Source organism: Psychrobacter sp. van23A (assembly GCF_030845275.1).
Lineage (GTDB): Bacteria > Pseudomonadota > Gammaproteobacteria > Pseudomonadales > Moraxellaceae > Psychrobacter > Psychrobacter faecalis.
Map to the genome: position 1 here is coordinate 840271 of NZ_CP132595.1, position 17810 is coordinate 858080.

Consider the following 17810-nt stretch of genomic DNA (forward strand, 5'->3'; position numbering starts at 1 on the left):
TTATTAAATGCATAATTATGGTGTTTAGGACATTAAACGTTACAACCGTTAGCAAAATGCTTGTGAGTAACACAAGGAGTTTGTGAGTAACATAAAGAATAGGAAATCTTGTATGAAGAAGCTTATTGCTGGATCGCGCTTAGCAACCCTAGCCTTGATGGGAACATTGACGGCAGCGACCGTGACGATGGTTGGCTGTGCCACCAAGCCCACTTATCAAGGCGCTAATCAGGGTCCGAAGATTATCACCAACGGACAAGGCGTGCCCAATTATTATCGTGTGCAGCGTGGCGACACTGTCAGTCAAATCGCCGCCCGCTATCGTCTCAATTATCGCCAAATCGGTGCGATCAATGGTTTAGATAGCAAATATACGATTTATAGTGGTCAATGGCTCAAATTATGGCAAGGCGAGCCAGTAAACGCCAATAATAACAGTCGCTATAATGCTCCTGCTCAAACACGGCCACAGCCGAGTTATACACCGCCTGTGAACAATACTCCGAACTATTCGCAAACGCCTGTTTATGAAGTGACCGCCAACGCAACATCGGGTTATGAGTATCCAAGTCGCAACCAAGTGATTCGTAACTTTGATGCTGCTGCCGGTAATATGGGTATGTGGTTTGCCGGTAATGTCGGTGATCCGGTACTTGCCAGCCAATCGGGTACCGTACTGTATTCAGGTAACGGTCTGCCTGAGTATGGCAACCTAATTATGATTCGTCATAGCGATAACTATATTACCGCCTATGCGCACAACAGTGCCTTGCTGGTAAAAGAAGGTGAAGCGGTACAGCGCGGTCAGCGTATTGCAAATATGGGTAGCAGCGGCGAGACCAACCAAGTCGGCTTAGAATTCCAAGTACGCCTAAATGGTAACCCTATCGACCCACGTGCGGTGCTTGGACGTTAAATTTTAAGACGTTAGATTTTAAGACGTTAAATTTGCTGCAATTTTTTGGTGGCTGTTAATTGTTATTGCTTGCTCGCTATTAATTATTAGCTATCAGTTGCTTTAATTATTCATATTTGAGAAATTTATGTTATTAAACAAACAATACCTTGCCTTGTTTCCCGCGTTAGTCATGGTCGGCTGTACCAGTCAGCAGGCAATGCAAAAGCCGAATACCCCTGTACGCCAAGGTAATGTGCAAATTACCCAGACTCAAACCATTCAGGTTAAGCCAACGCCTGTACCAGTCGTCAAGCCGCAGCCAGTTGCTAAGCCAAGCTATAACAGTTTTTCTGATTGGAAATCTGACTTTTCGATGCGCGCCATTGCAGCGGGTCACGATGCTTCAACCGTGCGTCGTTTGATGGACATGGCTTATTTAAATCAGCAAGTTATCTCGCTAGATTCAGGGCAGCCAGAGTTTTCTAAAATGCCTTGGGAATATGTCGATTCTGCCGTATCAGATGGCCGTGTCAGCACAGGTAAGCGTAAGTTTGCCGAGCAACGCGCCTTTTTATCACAGTTAGAGTCGCAATATGGCGTCAATGCAGAAATCATCGCTGCGATTTGGGGCATGGAGTCATCATACGGTGTGGTAACGGGCAATAGCAGTATTCCAAGCTCGCTTGCCAGCCTTGCTTATGATGGCCGTCGCCAAGAATTTGCTGAAACCCAGTTATTGTCACTAGCGACGCTATTGCAGCGCGGCGATGTCTCATGGTCACAGCTCGATGGCTCTTGGGCAGGCGGTATGGGGCAGACGCAGTTTATCCCTGATACCTGGCTGAAACACGGCGTTGATGGTGATGGTAACGGTCATCGTAACCCATGGGCAACGAGCGATGCTCTGGCCTCTACTGCCAATTACCTGAGTAATTCAGGTTGGGTGCGAGGCCTTGCGCCATTTTATGAAGCGACTGTACCTGCGTCGTTTGATTACTCAACGGTTGGTACCAAGCAACCTGCGGCTAGATGGGCGGCGATGGGCGTGGATACCATCGCTGATGTTTATTTAGATGCCAATACGCAAATGGAGCTATGGCTACCTGCTGGTAAAGATGGTCCAGTCCTATTACTTAGCCCAAACTTTGATGTCATCAAGGTTTACAACAACTCATCAAACTATGCGTTAGGTGTCAGCCTACTTGGTAAAGCGCTGGCAGGTCAGGGCGGCTTACAAAAATCATGGCCGCGCTATGAGCGTCCGTTATCGACAGCGCAGGTGCGTAATTTGCAGCAGCGTTTAACCAGCATGGGTTATGATACCAAAGGCGCTGATGGCATCGTTGGCACCAATACTCGTAAGGCGTTCCAGCGCTGGCAAGCAGACAATGGCCAAACGCCAGACGGCTTTATTACTCAGCGTAGCGCGTCTTCATTAGCAGGATGGTGAGACAGAGTAAAGTCGCTGTTTTTAGATAATCGTTATTTACAACGATGGTTTAGAAATAACTAAACCAATAAAAAACTCCGTGCTAAGCGGAGTTTTTTTGTTCGTACAATTTTATAAAAATTGTAGCAGCAGGTTAGATAGAGTTTAGACAGTCATCTTAAACTCAATCAACTCAAACCCAGCAGCGTTATCGCCTGTATCGCCATCTGCTGTCACCGCCCCAATCACCGCACTGACTTTTGGCTGGCGTGAGTCTTTATCAAGCACGCGCCAATCACCAAGTACATAGCGTTTTTTATCTGCCGTCGCCTGATGAATGGCTGGGCGATGGGTATGACCATGTAACAACGCATCGCTGTCTGCTATGGCTTGTATTACTGCATCTTCATTGACGTCCATGATATAAGCGGCTTTGTTGGCATTATTTTGCTGACTTTTTTGCCGTAATTTATCGGCAATCGCTAAGCGCTTTGTCAGCGATTTATTGAGTAAATACCATTGGGTCAAACGGTTACGCATCATTTTGCGAAAAAACTGATATTTTTTATCATCGGTACATAAGGCATCGCCGTGTTCTAAGCGGTAATTCTGCTGTCCGACGGTTAAATAATACGGCTCATAAATCAGCTCACCGCCAAATAAGCTACAAAAGGGCTGACCTAAGAGGAAGTCACGGTTGCCATGCATGACCAATATCTCACAGCCAGCGACTCGCAGTTTTTTTAGTTTAACGATAAGCGGCGTGAGCCAATGGTTTTGGCGCGCGTCTTCTGATAAGGTCAAATAGGCATCATCGCCAATCCAAACCTCAAACCAATCACCTAAGATAAATAAGCGATTAAGCTGAGGTAGGGCAAGGCAATCATCAAGCAGGGCCAAAAAAGCCTGCACTAAGGCAGGCTCTTCTGGCGATAAATGCAAATCGCTAATCAAAACTTGCCGCACCTCATGAGGGCGGGTCGTGATTAAATGATTAAAGCTTTGCATGTATCTTTATCCTCATAAGGTAAGATAAGCGGCCGTTAATAACAAACCGCTTATCTTATACCGTTTATAAAAAAACGATTACTGCGTAATGATGGTCGCAGAGTTGATGACCACTGGCTCGTTTGGCACATCCGCATGCATGCCAAAACGGCCCGTTGGTACGCCGCGCATTTTGTCGATAACATCCATGCCGCTAGTGACTTTACCAAATACGGTGTAGCCCCAACCTTGCATGTTTTTGCCAGAGTGATTTAGGAAATCGTTGTCTTTTACGTTAATAAAAAACTGGCTAGTTGCTGAATGTGGGTCTTGCGTACGGGCCATCGCAATCGTACCTTTGTCATTTTTCAAGCCATTGTCCGCTTCGTTTTCAACGGGTGCATTGGTCGCTTTTTCATTCATTTCAGCGTCCATACCGCCGCCTTGAATCATAAAGCCGTCAATGATGCGATGGAAAATCGTCCCGTCATAATGACCAGATTTAACATAGTTTAAAAAGTTTTCGACCGTTTTTGGCGCTTTTTCTTCATTGAGTTCGATAACGATCGCACCCATATTGGTGTCAAGTTCTACTACTGGTGGCATGTCTACCATGTGATATTCCTTTTTTGATTGTAGCGTCTAAAACGACGCTGTTAAGTGGTGGTTAAAAATTTGCTGACTAAAAAGTTATGGCTAGTCTAACGGCTTTTTTGTCGTCTGTCATGTATCAGGCTGTTAATGCCTTTGCAAAAGCTGATAGAATAACGCAACGTTATCTTTTATCAGCGATTTTTGATTGATTATTTTAAATTTTCTTATTTTGAACCTTTTATAAAGCGTAATGACACGTGTTATAGACTGAAACCTTGCGCTAGGAGCAATGAGTAATGAGTGAGCACTCAAGCAACAATGTACAAAAAGACGAACAAAAAAACGACTTTATTCGTAATATCATTCGTGACGATATCAAAGCGCAAAAATACCCGCAAATCGTGACGCGCTTTCCGCCTGAGCCAAACGGCTATTTGCACTTAGGTCATGTCAAATCTATCTGCTTAAACTTTGGTATCGCCGAAGAGTTTGGCGGCGTTTGTAACTTGCGCTTCGATGACACCAACCCAACTGCAGAAAAGCAAGACTATATCGATAATATTGAAAATGATGTGAAATGGCTTGGCTTTGAGTGGGCAGGCGAGGCGCACCATGCGTCCGGTTACTTTGACCAGTTGTACGCATGGGCCGTGCAATTGATTGAACAGGGTGATGCTTATGTGGACTTGCAATCGCCTGAACAAATTCGCGATAATCGTGGCTCATTTAATGAAGCTGGCACGCCGTCGCCGCAGCGTGATGCCAGTGTCGAAGAAAACTTAAAACTCTTTAATGATATGAAAGAAGGCAAGTTTGCCGAAGGCAAAGCCGTGCTGCGCGCCAAGATTGACATGGCAAGCCCAAATATGAATATGCGCGACCCTGTTATCTACCGCGTCATGCACCAAGCGCACCATCAAACCGGTGATAAATGGTGTATTTATCCGATGTACGATTTTGCCCATCCACTCTCTGATGCACTCGAAGGCATTACCCATTCGTTATGTACACTAGAATTTGAAGACCATCGTCCGTTTTATGATTGGGCGGTTGAAAAAATTGGCTTTGATGTGCCGCCGCACCAGTACGAGTTTAGTCGTCTAAACGTCGACCATACCTTGACCAGTAAACGCAAATTAAAGCAGTTGGTTGATGAAGGTATCGTTAGCGGTTGGGATGATCCACGTATGCCGACGATTGCAGGTATGCGCCGCCGCGGTTATACGCCTGAAGGTTTACGCGATTTTAGTGAACGCGTCGGTGTGACTAAGGTAGACAGCGTCGTTGATTTTCGTCTATTAGAATTTAGTATTCGTCAGTCATTAGAGACGACGACGGCGCGCGGTATGGCGGTTCTCAAGCCGTTAAAAGTGACGATTACTAACTTTAGCGATGCGGTTAGCAGTTGGGAGTCGCAAAAAGCCGATAGCGTCAATGCGCGCTGGGATGAAGACGCACAGACTTTATGGCTCACGCAGCCAAATCATCCAAATGTAGATATGGGCGAGCGTGAGATTCCGTTTACCGAAACCCTTTATATCGACCAAGGCGATTACGAGATTGAACCGCCAGCAGGCTATAAGCGTTTATCTCCAGAAAAGAATGAGATTCGCCTGCGCAACACTTATGTGCTGGCAGTGACTGAGCATATTCTTGATGACGCTGGCAATGTTGTTGAGCTAAAAGCCACGATTGACCCTGCGACTTTGGGCAACAACCCTGAAGGTCGTAAGGTTAAAGGCGTGATTCATTGGGTATCAGCTAGCCAAGGCATTCCAGCGACGGTACGCATGTATGAGCAGCTATTTAGCGCTGAAGACCCAAGTAGCGTCGCCGACGTTCATCAAGCGCTAAATCCTAACTCGTTGATTGAGCTCGATGCCGTAGTTGAGCCATCATTGGCAAATAGCGATGCTGGTACGCGTTTCCAGTTCGAGCGTGAGGGCTACTTTATCGCTGATAGTAAAGACCATATGACCGACAAGCCAGTGTTTAATCAAATCGTGAGCTTACGTGACAGCTATAAACCGGCTTAAATTATAGCTACTGGCTTTGCGCGCAACGTTTAAGAACGCACTCAACAATAGTAGTTTTCAAAATCGCTCATTTCTAGTACGCTAGAGATGGGCTTTTTTTATGAGTATGGATTTTCTTGAAGGATTCAGAATAGTAATTTGGTGAATATTTTAAATGCAAACTTATGCGCTTAGTAATAAATGGCATAAGCGCATTACAATCCATCACAAGACATTCATAACCAGTTTGCTAAGATAGAAGAGAATTCTTGCTGACGTACTTTGAGTTATTGTGTAGTATTGACCGAGTACGTTGATAGCTAGGTACATTTATAACTAGGAATATTTATAACTAAATACGTTTATAACAATAGAGCGCATGGATACCTTTGGGTATGAATAAATACTAACGCTCATCACTCATATAAATAAGGAATAAAGCATGGCAAATTTACGTTTAGGTGATACTGCACCAAATTTTGACGCGACAACCACTGATGGTGATATCAATTTCCACGAATGGGCAGGGGACAGTTGGGTTGTCTTTTTCTCACATCCTGCAGATTACACGCCAGTATGTACCACTGAGCTTGGTCGTACCGCAGCATTAGGCGGTGAGTTCCAAAAGCGCAATGTAAAAGCAATCGCCCTATCAGTTGATGGTTTAGAGGACCATAAAGGCTGGGCCAAAGATATTGAAGAAACCCAAGGTACCGCTGTTAACTTCCCTATCATTGCCGATTCAGACCGCAAAGTGGCGGATCTTTATGACATGATTCATCCAAATGCCGACAATACCGCGACGGTTCGAAGTGTATTTATCATTGATCCAAACAAAAAAGTACGCTTAACGCTGACTTATCCAGCCAGCTGTGGCCGTAACTTTGATGAGATCGTCCGAGTTATCGATGCGATGCAATTGTCTGATGAGTATAACGTCGCAACGCCAGTTGATTGGAAAGAAGGCGATGACGTTATCATTCCACCAAGCGTGAAAAATGAAGATATTCCCGCCAATTATCCAAAAGGCCATACCGAAATTAAACCTTATCTCCGTACCACGCCTGCGCCTAACAAATAAGTTAAGCAGCTAGTCCAAGCAGTTGTTTCAAGTTAATAAGCCCTATGACGTCATGTTATGGGGCTTTTACTTTTTTAGCTTTTCAGCCTTTTATTAGAAGAGCATATTGCATGAGGTTTTGTTATGATAATAACAGGCTGAAATGTCTACACATGATATTCACAGTTTTATCCATAACCGATAATGCAATAATCATAATAAAACCAAAGGGCGCTGAGTCGCTTTAAAACCGTCTTACAAGGAGTTTGCCATGAAAAAATTATACTTAACCCGTACCGCCCCAAATCCACGTAAAGCGCTTATTTTATTAGCGTCAAAAGGTATCGATGTCGATGATATGGATGATCTTGATGTGGTCGATATCGACTTCGCTACCAATGAGCAGATGTCCGAGGAATTTACCAAAATTAACCCTATGCAGACCGTACCCGTTCTAACCTTGGATGATGGTACGGTGCTGAATGACTCGCAGGCAGTATGCGAGTATCTCGACCGTGTTTATGGCGAGCGCTCGGTGATGGGTAATGACGTCGTACAGCGGGCGCAAGTATGCTCGATGCGCCGTATTGCCGAGTTTGAGGTGCTATACAACTTTATGCTGGCGTTTCAGCATAGCCATCCGTCCAAAGCGCAGCGTGTCGAGCAAGTACCTGAGTTTGTCGCGCCCTCTATTGCCCGCGCGATAAAAGCCCTACCTTATTTTGAAAATGCCTTAAACGGTCATGATTATTTGGTCGGTGACCATTTAAGCTTTGCCGATATCGTACTGTATTTGGGTCTAGATTTTGGTAAAGCGCTGAAAGTTAATCCAAACGAGCAGGGCGAAAATTTGGCGCGTTTTTATCAAATGATGCATGAGCGCTTTAGTATTAAAAATATGGCAAAAGCCAAACCTGCTTATGATGAATGATAAGGTCGCCTTATAAACCGAGCTTTACATAGCCAAAAGCCTTAATGCGCTAACCACCATATTAGCCAGTTAAGGCTTTTTTTATTGTAAAATTAGAAAAACTATCGAAAACAGTTACTATCAATCTATAAAATTAAACACTTTGTAACAATAATAGATGACATCGGCGCTATAGTGGTCAAATTATGAACACTTTACAAAAACAGATACAATTGCGATTTGTATAGTAAAAACTTCGTATGTTAAAAAGCGGAATATCGAAAAGGTTTACTCACAAGGTATGACTGTTATGACCTCATCTTTTGACACCCAATATTTTACGGAATCATCTTTTATAAAGTCTTTGGCTAGATTTGCTGTATTGCCTAGCATTCTAGCGGTAAGTCTGACATTAACTGCCTGCCAAGAATCCTCAGTACCAAGCGAGAATGATGTACAGACAGAAAATGCTAACGAAGTCGATGGTAATGCTGCTACGCTAGAAAATGATGAGTCCAAGGCGGCTGAGATGAGCACTGAAGAACAAATGATAGCCAATCTTACCCGTTATCGCTGGACACTGATGTCTGCAAGCGATAAAGGCGCCCAGCCACTAAATACACTGCTCGATATCAAAGACCAAGTGCGCTTGAGCTTTAGCCAATACCAAGGCGAGAATAGCCTAAACTATAGTGTCGGCTGCAATACCATGAGCGCAGGATATCAGCTTCAGGGTCAGACGTTGACCATCGAAGACGGTATGAGCACCAAAATGTCGTGCGGTGAGCTTGATAAGGCTGAAAACCAATTGAATGAGCTAATGCAAGGTGAGAATCAATTGACCTTAGTATTAGACGCCAATGTCGAAAACGGTAGTGCTGAGAGCGCAACGGCTGAAAGTCGTCAACCAATCTTAACGCAAATCACAAGCGACGCGGCGACGTTAGTTTGGGCAGGTAAGTTAACCTCACAGGCCAAATACAACAGTAAAGGTGAAACGGTATTTTGGGCAGTCAATGCTAAGAAAGTAGCCTGCGCTGACAAGAGTTCAGAGTTATGCTTACAAGTAAAACCCATTACTTATGATGACCAAGGTATCAAGGTTAGCGAAGGTGAGTGGACAGCCTTTAACGGTGAAATCGATGGCTATCAGCCCGATGGTATGCACGATGAAGTACTACGTCTTCAGCGCTATCAGTTAGACGCTAACGAGAATGAAGAAGCGCAAGAATATGCCTATGTACTCGATGCAGTGATTGAGAGTAGCGTGGTAGAGTAATGCTTTGTTAGAGTAGGTTTGTTGGTCATTTTTATTATTTAAAATTATGACTTAAATAGAAGAGATAATTTAAACAAAACACGCGCCGTTTGCACGCGTGTTTTTTTATATTTATTACTTCTATTACTTTACTGCGAACTTATTTTTTAACGCAAATTGCCTAAGTCTTCTTCGGTCAAACGCCAGCGACCTTTTTTCTTCGATGTGCCGCGTCCGCGCATGGCGCTATTCATTATGAGTTTGTTCATGGAATGGCTTGAATGCGCATGACAAATGGCGCAGGCAAGACCATCAGCGGCATCTTGCTGGGGCACCACCTCTAACGCCAAAATGCGACAGACCATCTCTTGTACCTGCTCTTTTGCCGCTGCACCATAGCCGCAGACCGCTTGTTTAATTTGGCGAGCGGTATATTCCGATACTTCTAAATCAAGAGCGACCATAGCAGCAATCGCCGCACCGCGAGCTTGCCCGAGCTTCAACGCTGAGTCTGGGTTTTCTGCCATAAAAACTTGCTCGATAGCGGTATAAATCGGCTCGTCGCCATATTTTAAATGATGCTGGGTGATACGCGTTAAGCCATTAAAAATACGCTTTAGGCGCTCAGGCATCTCTTTGGTATCTGTACGAATCGTGCCTGCGTCTATATACGTTAGTTTGTCGCCCGTTTGTTGGATAATGCCATAACCAGTCATGCGCGAACCCGGGTCAATCCCGATAATAATTGCCATAGTATTCCGTCTTACTTACATTTTGTTTTATGGCTTAAAAATCAGCCGTAAGTTTGATAGTATAGCAATCAATCCCCATATACATCATATGTTAGCCATATTAATTTGCATGGCGCTTAATTTTTTAGATTTTATCTTATAGGACGACACTTTATGGGTCAGATAGTTGGTATTGCCATCGTTTGGTTTATTATCGAGATGCTGCTTTGGTATTTACTTGCGCAGTTTATGAGCGGTTGGTGGGTATTTATGTGGTTTATTATCGCCGCCGTTATCGGTATCTCTTTTATACGTAAAGGGATGGCAGCACTCAATCCAATGGCGCAGCAGATGAAAGCTGGCGGTATGATGAACCCTGCGATGCGTCCACAAGAATCAACCATGATTAAAAGTGTCGCTGTAGCAGCGGCGGGTCTGTTGCTGCTGATTCCAGGTGTGCTCAGTGATTTATTAGCCTTACTGGTGATATTGCCGCCAGTGCAAAAAAAGCTCAAAGACTTTGCTAATAATTACGTTATGAACAATCAGCAAAAAATGATGGAGATGATGGCAAAACAGATGGGTGGACAAAACCCGTTTGGTGGCGCAGGCGGCATGGGCGGTCAGAATCCATTTGGCGGTGCTGGTGGTATGAACAATCAAAATCCATTTGGTCAACAGCAACAAAATCCGTTTGGCAATGTGTTTAAACAACATACTACTGTCGATGGGACGGCTAAAAACATCCCTAAAGATGTGAAGAAAATTACCAAATCTGCCAATGACGAATAATCAATTTATTATTAAATAGATATTCTTGCCGACATAAAAATGCCCCTTTTATCATTAATAAAAGGGGCTTTTGAGTTTTAAAACTATTTTTTATAAAAGATAATATTTATAAATAAAATAGTGAATAACTGAATAAAACAACCGAAGTGCCGCCGTAAGATGGTGACCCATGAACCGTGAAGTTCAGGGCGGATGCGTCACTGCCTCTGCAGGTTTCCTGAGACACCGCAAGCGGTGCAGGCATACACAATGAGGCAATAGGTACCACATCCTGGTAAAGCATTATCGGCTCAGGGAATAAACATCTACTAGCCAACACTTCAGAATATAATTATCTTAACCAATGACTTGAGTGATTGCAAGTACGATTTACAGATTGCTACGTAGGGTTGCAAACAGTTAAATAAAATATATACAAACCTACCTATTTATTACTATAATAGATAGATTATATCTATAATATAGAGAGCAAGTTATGGGGAAACTGGTTAGTATTGGGGAGGCTGCCAAACATTTCGGGGTTGCTCAATCCACATTAAGACGTTGGGATGAGGATGGTACGTTAGTCGCCAAGCGAACCGAAAACGGGCATAGGCGATATGATTTAAGTGAAATCAGACCGCATTCCTTGAATACACCACCTAAATTAGACCGAAAAACCATTGCTTATGCTCGTGTGTCGAGTCGTGATCAAAAAGACGACTTACTTCGCCAGTCTCAAGTTTTGGAACTTTATTGTGCCAGGCAAGGCTGGACTTTTGAGACGATTACCGATCTTGGTAGTGGAATGAATTATAAAAAGAAAGGCTTAAAAAACCTGCTTGATGACATACTGAGCAATAAAGTTGAACGGCTGGTAATTACCCATAAAGACAGGCTTTTACGATTTGGTGCAGAACTGGTTTTCATGTTGTGTGAGGCTCATGACGTTGAAGTGGTAATAATCAATCAAGGTGAAGAGTTGAGTTTTGAGCAAGAATTAGCCCAAGATGTATTGGAGATTATCACCGTATTTTCAGCGAGGCTATACGGCTCTCGCAGCAAGAAAAACCAACAATTAATAGAGGCGGTTAAAAAAGCATTATGATCCGTGGACACATTATCGAACTCAAGCCAAACAACGTACAGGCAAATCACCTTGCTCGTGCTTGTGGCGTGGCGAGAAAAGCCTACAACTGGGCTTTGCATGAGTGGCAGCGGCAGTATGCGCTTGACAAAGCGTACCGTGATGCGTGTTTGGCCGCAGGCGTTGAGGTTGATACTAAAAATCTAAACAAGCCCTCACAGGCGAAGCTCAGACGCGAATTGAACGCCATTAAGCGTGAATTATTCCCCTATATGCTGGAAGTGACCAAATGCGCTCCGCAGGCGGCAATCATGCAGTTGGGTGATGCTTATAACAACTTCTTTAAAGGCTTAGCGAAATACCCAACCGCTCGTAAAAAAGGCCGTGACGATAGATTCAGTTTATCCAACGACCAATTTGCCATTAAAGGTAAATCCATTCGTATCCCAAACTTGGGCTGGGTTCGCTTAAAAGAAGCTTTACGTTTTGACGGCAAGATCATGTCAGCCACCATCTCTAAACGTGGCGGTAAGTGGTTTGTTAGTGTGGCTGTTGAAATACAAAAAGCTGTAATTCCTACTAAAAAGACAGGTAAAAGCGTTGGTGTTGATCTTGGTATTACCGACTTACTGGTTTTATCAGACGGCACTAAAATTAAAGCGCCAAAACCACTTCAAGCAAACCTTAAAAAACTAAGAACGCTAAACAAAGCGCTCAGTCGCACTAAAAAAGGCAGTAAAAACAGAGAAAAAGCGAAAACCAAGCTCTCTCGTTTGCACTATAAGATCAGGTGTATTAGGCAAGATTCTCTCCATCAAATCACAACAAGTCTGGTTAATGAGTTCGATGTGATTGCGATTGAGGATTTGAATGTCAAAGGTATGGTTAAGAACAGGCGGCTATCAAGAGCTATCAGTGACTTGGGTTTCTTTGAGTTTAAGCGACAGCTTATCTACAAAGCCACTGAGCAAGGCAAGGTTGTGAAATCAGTCGGACCCTTCTACCCAAGCTCAAAAACCTGTTCAAACTGCAATCATATCCTTGGTAAAGATGAGCTAACATTGAAAATGCGTGAGTGGTTGTGCCCTAACTGTCAGGTTTCTCATGACCGTGACCTCAACGCCAGCATCAATATTTTAAATAACGCGACTGTTATTTTAACAGCTGCATAATCCTGTTTATTGGACGGTGAGTTCCATCGCCAATTAAAAAAGTCTGTGGAGTCGTGGTCAGTCTAAATCTCAAATGAGAAATAGCGCGTGACAATGAAGCAGAAAGAAAACGTCAAACCTATCTAATAGTCAATATTGGCTAGGTTTGAGTAAGATTTTTGGAACGGTTAATGAGCAGCATGAATGATGTTGAGTATTTACTTTATCTACCATGAAATGACAGAATTTTTAAGGGCATAAATATGGCTTAAAAGGGCGATTTTTCAGCTATTTTGAGATATGTGTTAATATAGAGGACTGTAAACATCCTAAGATAGCATTCTAGGCGTTCATTCACTTGAGGAGCGGTAATCCATGACCCATAACCAGCAACAAGCAGAAATTATCGACGATAGTCAGGCTCAGCTCAATAATAAGCAAGATAGCGAGCAAAATAAAAAAGTGCCCCATGTCTTAATGATATTAGATGGTTTTGGGCATCGTGAAGACGATAAGGATAATGCGATTGCTGCCGCCCATATGCCAAATTTGGATAAGATTTATCAGCAATATCCGCATGGATTGATATCGGCTTCAGGAGAAGATGTCGGTCTGCCAGATGGTCAGTTTGGTAACTCAGAGGTTGGCCATATGAATTTGGGCGCCGGCCGCGTGCTTTATCAAGACTCCACTCGTATCTCAAACGAAGTCGCCAATCGTGAGTTCTATAAAAACGAAGCACTGGTTAATGCGGTGAAAGCGGCAAATAAGCTCGGTGGTAATGTGCATATTATGGGATTGTTGTCTGATGGCGGCGTGCACTCGCATCAAGACCATATCGAGGCTATGTGTCATTCGGCATTGGTACACGGTGCTAAAAATGTCTTTGTGCATTGTTTTTTAGACGGCCGCGATACCCCGCCAAAATCTGCTGATAAGTACATCAACCGCTTACGCGATCATATTGCTAAGCTCAATGACCATTACGAAGGTGGCCGCGTGCAAATTGCCAGTATTATTGGGCGCTATTATGCAATGGATCGTGACAATCGCTGGGACCGTGTGCAAAAAGCCTATGAGCTTATCACCGAAGGTAAAGCCGACCGCTTAGCAACACGTGCCGATGGCGCCATACAAGCGGCGTATAAAGCACGCGAAACCGATGAATTTATCAATCCAACGGTGGTGATTGGTCGCGACGAAGTGCCTTATACCGTCGATGACAATGATGCACTTATCTTTATGAACTTCCGCGCTGACCGTGCCCGTGAGCTTGCGCAAGCCTTTGTGCTGCCAGATCATGAGTTTTCTGGTTTTGCCCGTCATAAGCAACCAAAGCTTGCCGCTTTTGTGATGTTGACCAAATACTCTGACGTGCTAGCGGACAATCCAAAAACCAGTATTGCCTATTATCCAGCGTCTTTGACCAACACGCTTGGCGAGTATCTACAAGATAAAGGTAAAACCCAGCTACGTATCGCTGAAACTGAAAAATATGCGCACGTGACCTTTTTTTTTAGCGGCGGCCGCGAAGATGAATATGAAGGCGAGACTCGGATTTTAGTGCCATCGCCTGATGTTGCTACTTATGATTTACAGCCAGAAATGAGCGCGCCTGAAGTGACCGATGAGCTGGTCGCTGCTATCGAATCTGGTAAATATGATGTGTTGGTGGTTAATTATGCCAACGGCGATATGGTCGGGCATACAGGTGTCTTTGAAGCTGCTGTCAAAGCGGTAGAGGCGTTGGATGTGTGCATTGGTCGTTTAGAAGAAGCGGTACGCGCTGCGGGTGGCGACATGCTGATCACCGCTGACCATGGCAACTGTGAGCAGATGCAAGACTACGAAAGCGGCCAAGTACATACGCAGCATACCACTGAGCTGGTGCCATTGATTTATATTGGTGAGAAAGCCGTAAAAGTACGTAGCGGCGGCAAGCTTAGTGATATTGCGCCTACGATTTTGGCATTAATGGATATCGAGCAGCCAGATGATATGACCGGTAAAAACTTACTGCTTTCGGCTACATAAACTAGACATTTAATAGGGTCATTTAGCAGTCTATTACTACTGCTAAAGCTATTGAGTTTTGTAAAAAGGGAAAGATATTGAGTATCTTTCCCTTTTTTTGCATTTTTTCTACGCTTCGCCGCATTTTGCTTGATACATATTGTTTAAGTTATAGTCAAAGAACTTATAAATCGCCACACAGCCATAAGAAATAAAAGAACAGTGTGTCAACACAATCTAGCCGCCATTCCTTACGTTTTTGTTTGACCCAAGCCCACATTTGCTCGATAGGATTCAAATCAGGACTGTAAGGTGGCAGCCATAAAATAGTGTGCCCTGCATCTTCTATAAGTTCAGTTGTGTCTTTGCGCTTATGGAAGGTTGCATTATCCATAACGATTACACTGTCTTTCGGTAAGCTTGGTAGCAGCAGTTGTTCAACCCAGCTATGAAATACATCACTATTGACACTGCGATCATAAAGTCCAACAGCGAACAGCTGATTATTGTAAATAGCACCTATCGCATTGGTTTGGTTTTTAAGCTGCCAGTTGTATTGTCCAAAGCATTTTTTACCTCTATTAGAGTATCCGTGAGGCCTGTTTTCATGAGACTTAAAGCCACTTTCATCAAGATAGATAATAGGCTTATCATCAAACTCAAATTGCGCTAACTTTTCAAGAAATATTAAACGTTTTTTATCATCTGCTTTTGGATGAGTTAAGCTCTTTTTTTGAGTGATGCCGATTCGTTTTAATGCAATGCCTATCGCTCTTTGAGTACAATTAAAACGCCGAGCTCGTTCGTGCTGATAGTCATCAGGATAAGCCTCTACATCCGCTCTCAGTAATGCATCGTCTATTTTAGTTGGGGTAAACTGACGTTTTTTACGCTCAGGAAATTTTTTCCAACGCTGAATAGTGTTGGTGCTAATTTGATATTCCTCGGCAAGTTGTCGAATGCTATAGCCTTCTGCAAGCTTATTGAGGATCAGTTGTCGGTAGTCTTTTGAGTATGCCATATTATATACTGTAGCGGATTTTTGTTTCTTTTACTATACTTGCAATACTGTCCTAGTCTTAGGTAGAAGCTCAGTGTTATTTTAGACGACATCGTTCATGAATAACTTTATAATCATAAATATCCATATAATCCAAAAGTTATAAAAATAATAACCAAATCCTTTTTTTGAGTAATTTATTATGCGTCCAATTCGCCATTTATTCTTATTGCGGTCTAAAAGCTTGAGAAATATCATCATGCCATTGCCTGTTGCTTCTAAATCTATTGCTTCTAAATCTTTTAAAATGAAGTCTTTTAATGTCAAATTAATCGGCTCTCAGCTATTAAAACCCGCTCTTATAAGCAGTGTAGTAGGGCTAGGTGTGGTCAATATGCCAGCACAAGCTGCTACCAACAATAACGGTAAAATCAATAGTACTGGCGAAAATCCCACGGCAAGCTTGCAATTGATTGGTCTTAATGACGACGATGTATCCTTAAATAATAACGAGGAAGCTAATAGCGCCGACGATTTATCAGATATCGCTGATATGCTCGAATCTGCCGATCAAGTCGATGACTCGATAGATGCTGTCGCTGATGAAAGCGCGCTAAATGACGAGTCAGACGTGATAAATACCGATATTCCCGCTGAAGTTGCGCAAGTATCGTTAAAGGCCATTTCGCCTGAAACACTAAAGACCTTTGTGGCCGTCGTTGATTTGGTACGACGCGAATATGTGGATACAGTCAATGACGAAGAGTTATTTAGCAACGCCATGAGCGGGATGTTGACCAAGCTTGATAGCCACGCTGAGTTTTTGGATGCAGAAGCTTATGAGAATCTGCGCGCTTTTACTGAAGGCGACGTCGGCGATATCGGTATCAAGGTGCAGTATCAGCCTAAAGTAGGCTATTGGGTGATTACTGAGGTGGTTGATGGCTCGCCTGCTGATAAAAAAGGCATTGCCGTTGGTGATTATTTGCACCAAGTAGACGAGTTTAAACTTGGCGAAGACGAAGAAAGTAATGACATTGAGCAATTGCTAACGGGCATTGCAGGTACCCAAGTAGATGTGGTGACATCAAAAGCAGGCCGGCGTAAACATACCACGACTTTACAGCGTAATCACAACCATCCACAAGTTATTGAAACGCGCCTGGTAGATGGAATGGCTATTGTTAGATTACCCGCCTTTCAAAACAATAGCCGTGAAAAGCTGTTACAAGGGTTAATTGATTTGGACGCGCCTGTTAAGGGCGTTTTATTAGACATGCGTGACAACCCAGGCGGTGTATTGGCGTCAGCGGTAAGCGTTGCCAGCTTATTTATGACCAATACCGATGTGGTACAAGTCAAAGGTCGTCAAAGCGACTCACGCACACTATCGACGCAAGGTGCAGCGTTATTAGATACTATGCCAGTTGTGGTGTTGCAAAATCGTTATTCTGCTTCAGCGGCTGAGGTCTTAGCCAGTAGTTTGCAAGCGCAAAAACGCGCGACTATTTTAGGCGAAGTCAGTTATGGTAAAGGTTCAGTGCAGTCCGTGATACCGCTGAATGACGAGCAGGCGGTGAAGCTGACGGTTGCCCATTACATGACCGCTTCGGGTAAGAAAATAGATGGGGTTGGGGTAGCGCCTGATGTGACTTTAACAGGAAATGAAAGTACGTGGGAGCAACAGGCGCTTGATTTACTCAGGCAAAAAGCCCTGCCGTCGGGTGTTCGCTTTGTACGAAAATCTCAAGCAGCAAACGTTCCTAATCAAGATGACACTAATACTAAAGTTGTTAAAAATAAAGTGACTCAAAACAATACAATCATCGAGCACGTGACTGAAAAGCCGACTGTTAAAGCCAAGCCCTAATTTCGTTAGCATTTAAACTGAGACTTTTCGAACTGA

Annotated in this window: 15 protein-coding genes and 1 other RNA gene; 11 read left to right on the plus strand and 5 right to left on the minus strand. The window is 43.6% G+C overall.

The features are described 5' to 3' along the window. The first annotated feature begins 112 nt into the window (after positions 1–112). Positions 113–916, plus strand: a complete 804-nt coding sequence (locus RAH45_RS03740; RefSeq protein WP_193031894.1) for a peptidoglycan DD-metalloendopeptidase family protein — start codon at positions 113–115, stop codon at positions 914–916. A 127-nt stretch (positions 917–1043) separates the two neighbouring features. Next, positions 1044–2348, plus strand: a complete 1305-nt coding sequence (locus RAH45_RS03745; protein WP_306495541.1) for a lytic murein transglycosylase — start codon at positions 1044–1046, stop codon at positions 2346–2348. Positions 2349–2492: 144 nt separating this feature from the next. Here the strand turns inward: RAH45_RS03745 and RAH45_RS03750 are convergent, their stop codons facing one another. Next, positions 2493–3335: a UDP-2,3-diacylglucosamine diphosphatase gene (locus RAH45_RS03750; RefSeq protein ID WP_306495542.1), complete on the minus strand. Its 843-nt coding sequence runs from the start codon at positions 3333–3335 to the stop codon at positions 2493–2495. Between the two features lie 78 nt (positions 3336–3413). Then, positions 3414–3929 (minus strand): peptidylprolyl isomerase, encoded by a 516-nt coding sequence (locus RAH45_RS03755; RefSeq protein ID WP_068406650.1) that lies wholly within the window; start codon positions 3927–3929, stop codon positions 3414–3416. Positions 3930–4204: 275 nt separating this feature from the next. On the opposite strand from RAH45_RS03755, the gene RAH45_RS03760 reads away from it, so the two are divergent. The 4 genes from RAH45_RS03760 (at position 4205) to RAH45_RS03775 (ending at position 9172) form a co-directional block, all read left to right on the plus strand. Beyond that, on the plus strand, positions 4205–5944 hold the full coding sequence (locus tag RAH45_RS03760) for a glutamine--tRNA ligase/YqeY domain fusion protein (protein WP_306495543.1): 1740 nt from the start codon (positions 4205–4207) through the stop codon (positions 5942–5944). A 421-nt stretch (positions 5945–6365) separates the two neighbouring features. Further along, positions 6366–7004, plus strand: coding sequence for a peroxiredoxin (locus RAH45_RS03765; protein ID WP_068406656.1), 639 nt, complete (start codon positions 6366–6368; stop codon positions 7002–7004). Between the two features lie 250 nt (positions 7005–7254). Then, entirely contained in the window at positions 7255–7914 is a 660-nt protein-coding gene (locus RAH45_RS03770) for a glutathione S-transferase family protein (protein ID WP_306495544.1), read from the plus strand. A 289-nt stretch (positions 7915–8203) separates the two neighbouring features. Beyond that, positions 8204–9172 (plus strand): META domain-containing protein, encoded by a 969-nt coding sequence (locus RAH45_RS03775; protein ID WP_306495545.1) that lies wholly within the window; start codon positions 8204–8206, stop codon positions 9170–9172. A 146-nt stretch (positions 9173–9318) separates the two neighbouring features. Here the strand turns inward: RAH45_RS03775 and ruvC are convergent, their stop codons facing one another. Then, entirely contained in the window at positions 9319–9903 is a 585-nt protein-coding gene (gene ruvC, locus RAH45_RS03780; RefSeq protein ID WP_102076818.1) for a crossover junction endodeoxyribonuclease RuvC, read from the minus strand. Between the two features lie 153 nt (positions 9904–10056). On the opposite strand from ruvC, the gene RAH45_RS03785 reads away from it, so the two are divergent. Continuing rightward, positions 10057–10674: an FxsA family protein gene (locus RAH45_RS03785; RefSeq protein ID WP_144297726.1), complete on the plus strand. Its 618-nt coding sequence runs from the start codon at positions 10057–10059 to the stop codon at positions 10672–10674. Positions 10675–10808: 134 nt separating this feature from the next. Here RAH45_RS03785 and ssrS read toward each other — a convergent pair. Next, a non-coding RNA gene (gene ssrS, locus RAH45_RS03790) (6S RNA) lies at positions 10809–11004 on the minus strand. Positions 11005–11149: 145 nt separating this feature from the next. Here ssrS and RAH45_RS03795 point away from each other — a divergent pair. The 3 genes from RAH45_RS03795 to gpmI all read left to right on the plus strand — a co-directional run bounded on the left by RAH45_RS03795 (position 11150) and on the right by gpmI (position 14925). Then, positions 11150–11761 carry an IS607 family transposase gene (locus RAH45_RS03795; RefSeq protein WP_306495546.1) on the plus strand — a complete coding sequence of 204 codons (612 nt, stop codon included), beginning with the start codon at positions 11150–11152 and terminating at the stop codon, positions 11759–11761. Then, positions 11758–12912 carry an RNA-guided endonuclease InsQ/TnpB family protein gene (locus tag RAH45_RS03800; protein ID WP_093071385.1) on the plus strand — a complete coding sequence of 385 codons (1155 nt, stop codon included), beginning with the start codon at positions 11758–11760 and terminating at the stop codon, positions 12910–12912. Before RAH45_RS03795 ends, RAH45_RS03800 begins: the two co-directional genes overlap by 4 nt. A 354-nt stretch (positions 12913–13266) precedes the next feature. After that, a complete protein-coding gene (gene gpmI / locus RAH45_RS03805) occupies positions 13267–14925 on the plus strand; it encodes a 2,3-bisphosphoglycerate-independent phosphoglycerate mutase (protein ID WP_144297725.1) in 1659 nt (552 codons plus the stop codon). 163 nt (positions 14926–15088) lie between these two features. Here gpmI and RAH45_RS03810 read toward each other — a convergent pair whose 3' ends face one another. Further along, the gene (locus RAH45_RS03810) at positions 15089–15925 is read right to left on the minus strand and encodes an IS630 family transposase (protein ID WP_306495547.1); all 837 of its coding nucleotides are present in this window, start codon (positions 15923–15925) and stop codon (positions 15089–15091) included. A gap of 373 nt (positions 15926–16298) precedes the next feature. Between RAH45_RS03810 and RAH45_RS03815 the strand changes: the two genes are divergently transcribed. Further along, on the plus strand, positions 16299–17774 hold the full coding sequence (locus RAH45_RS03815; RefSeq protein ID WP_306495548.1) for a S41 family peptidase: 1476 nt from the start codon (positions 16299–16301) through the stop codon (positions 17772–17774). Positions 17775–17810: the final 36 nt, after the last annotated feature.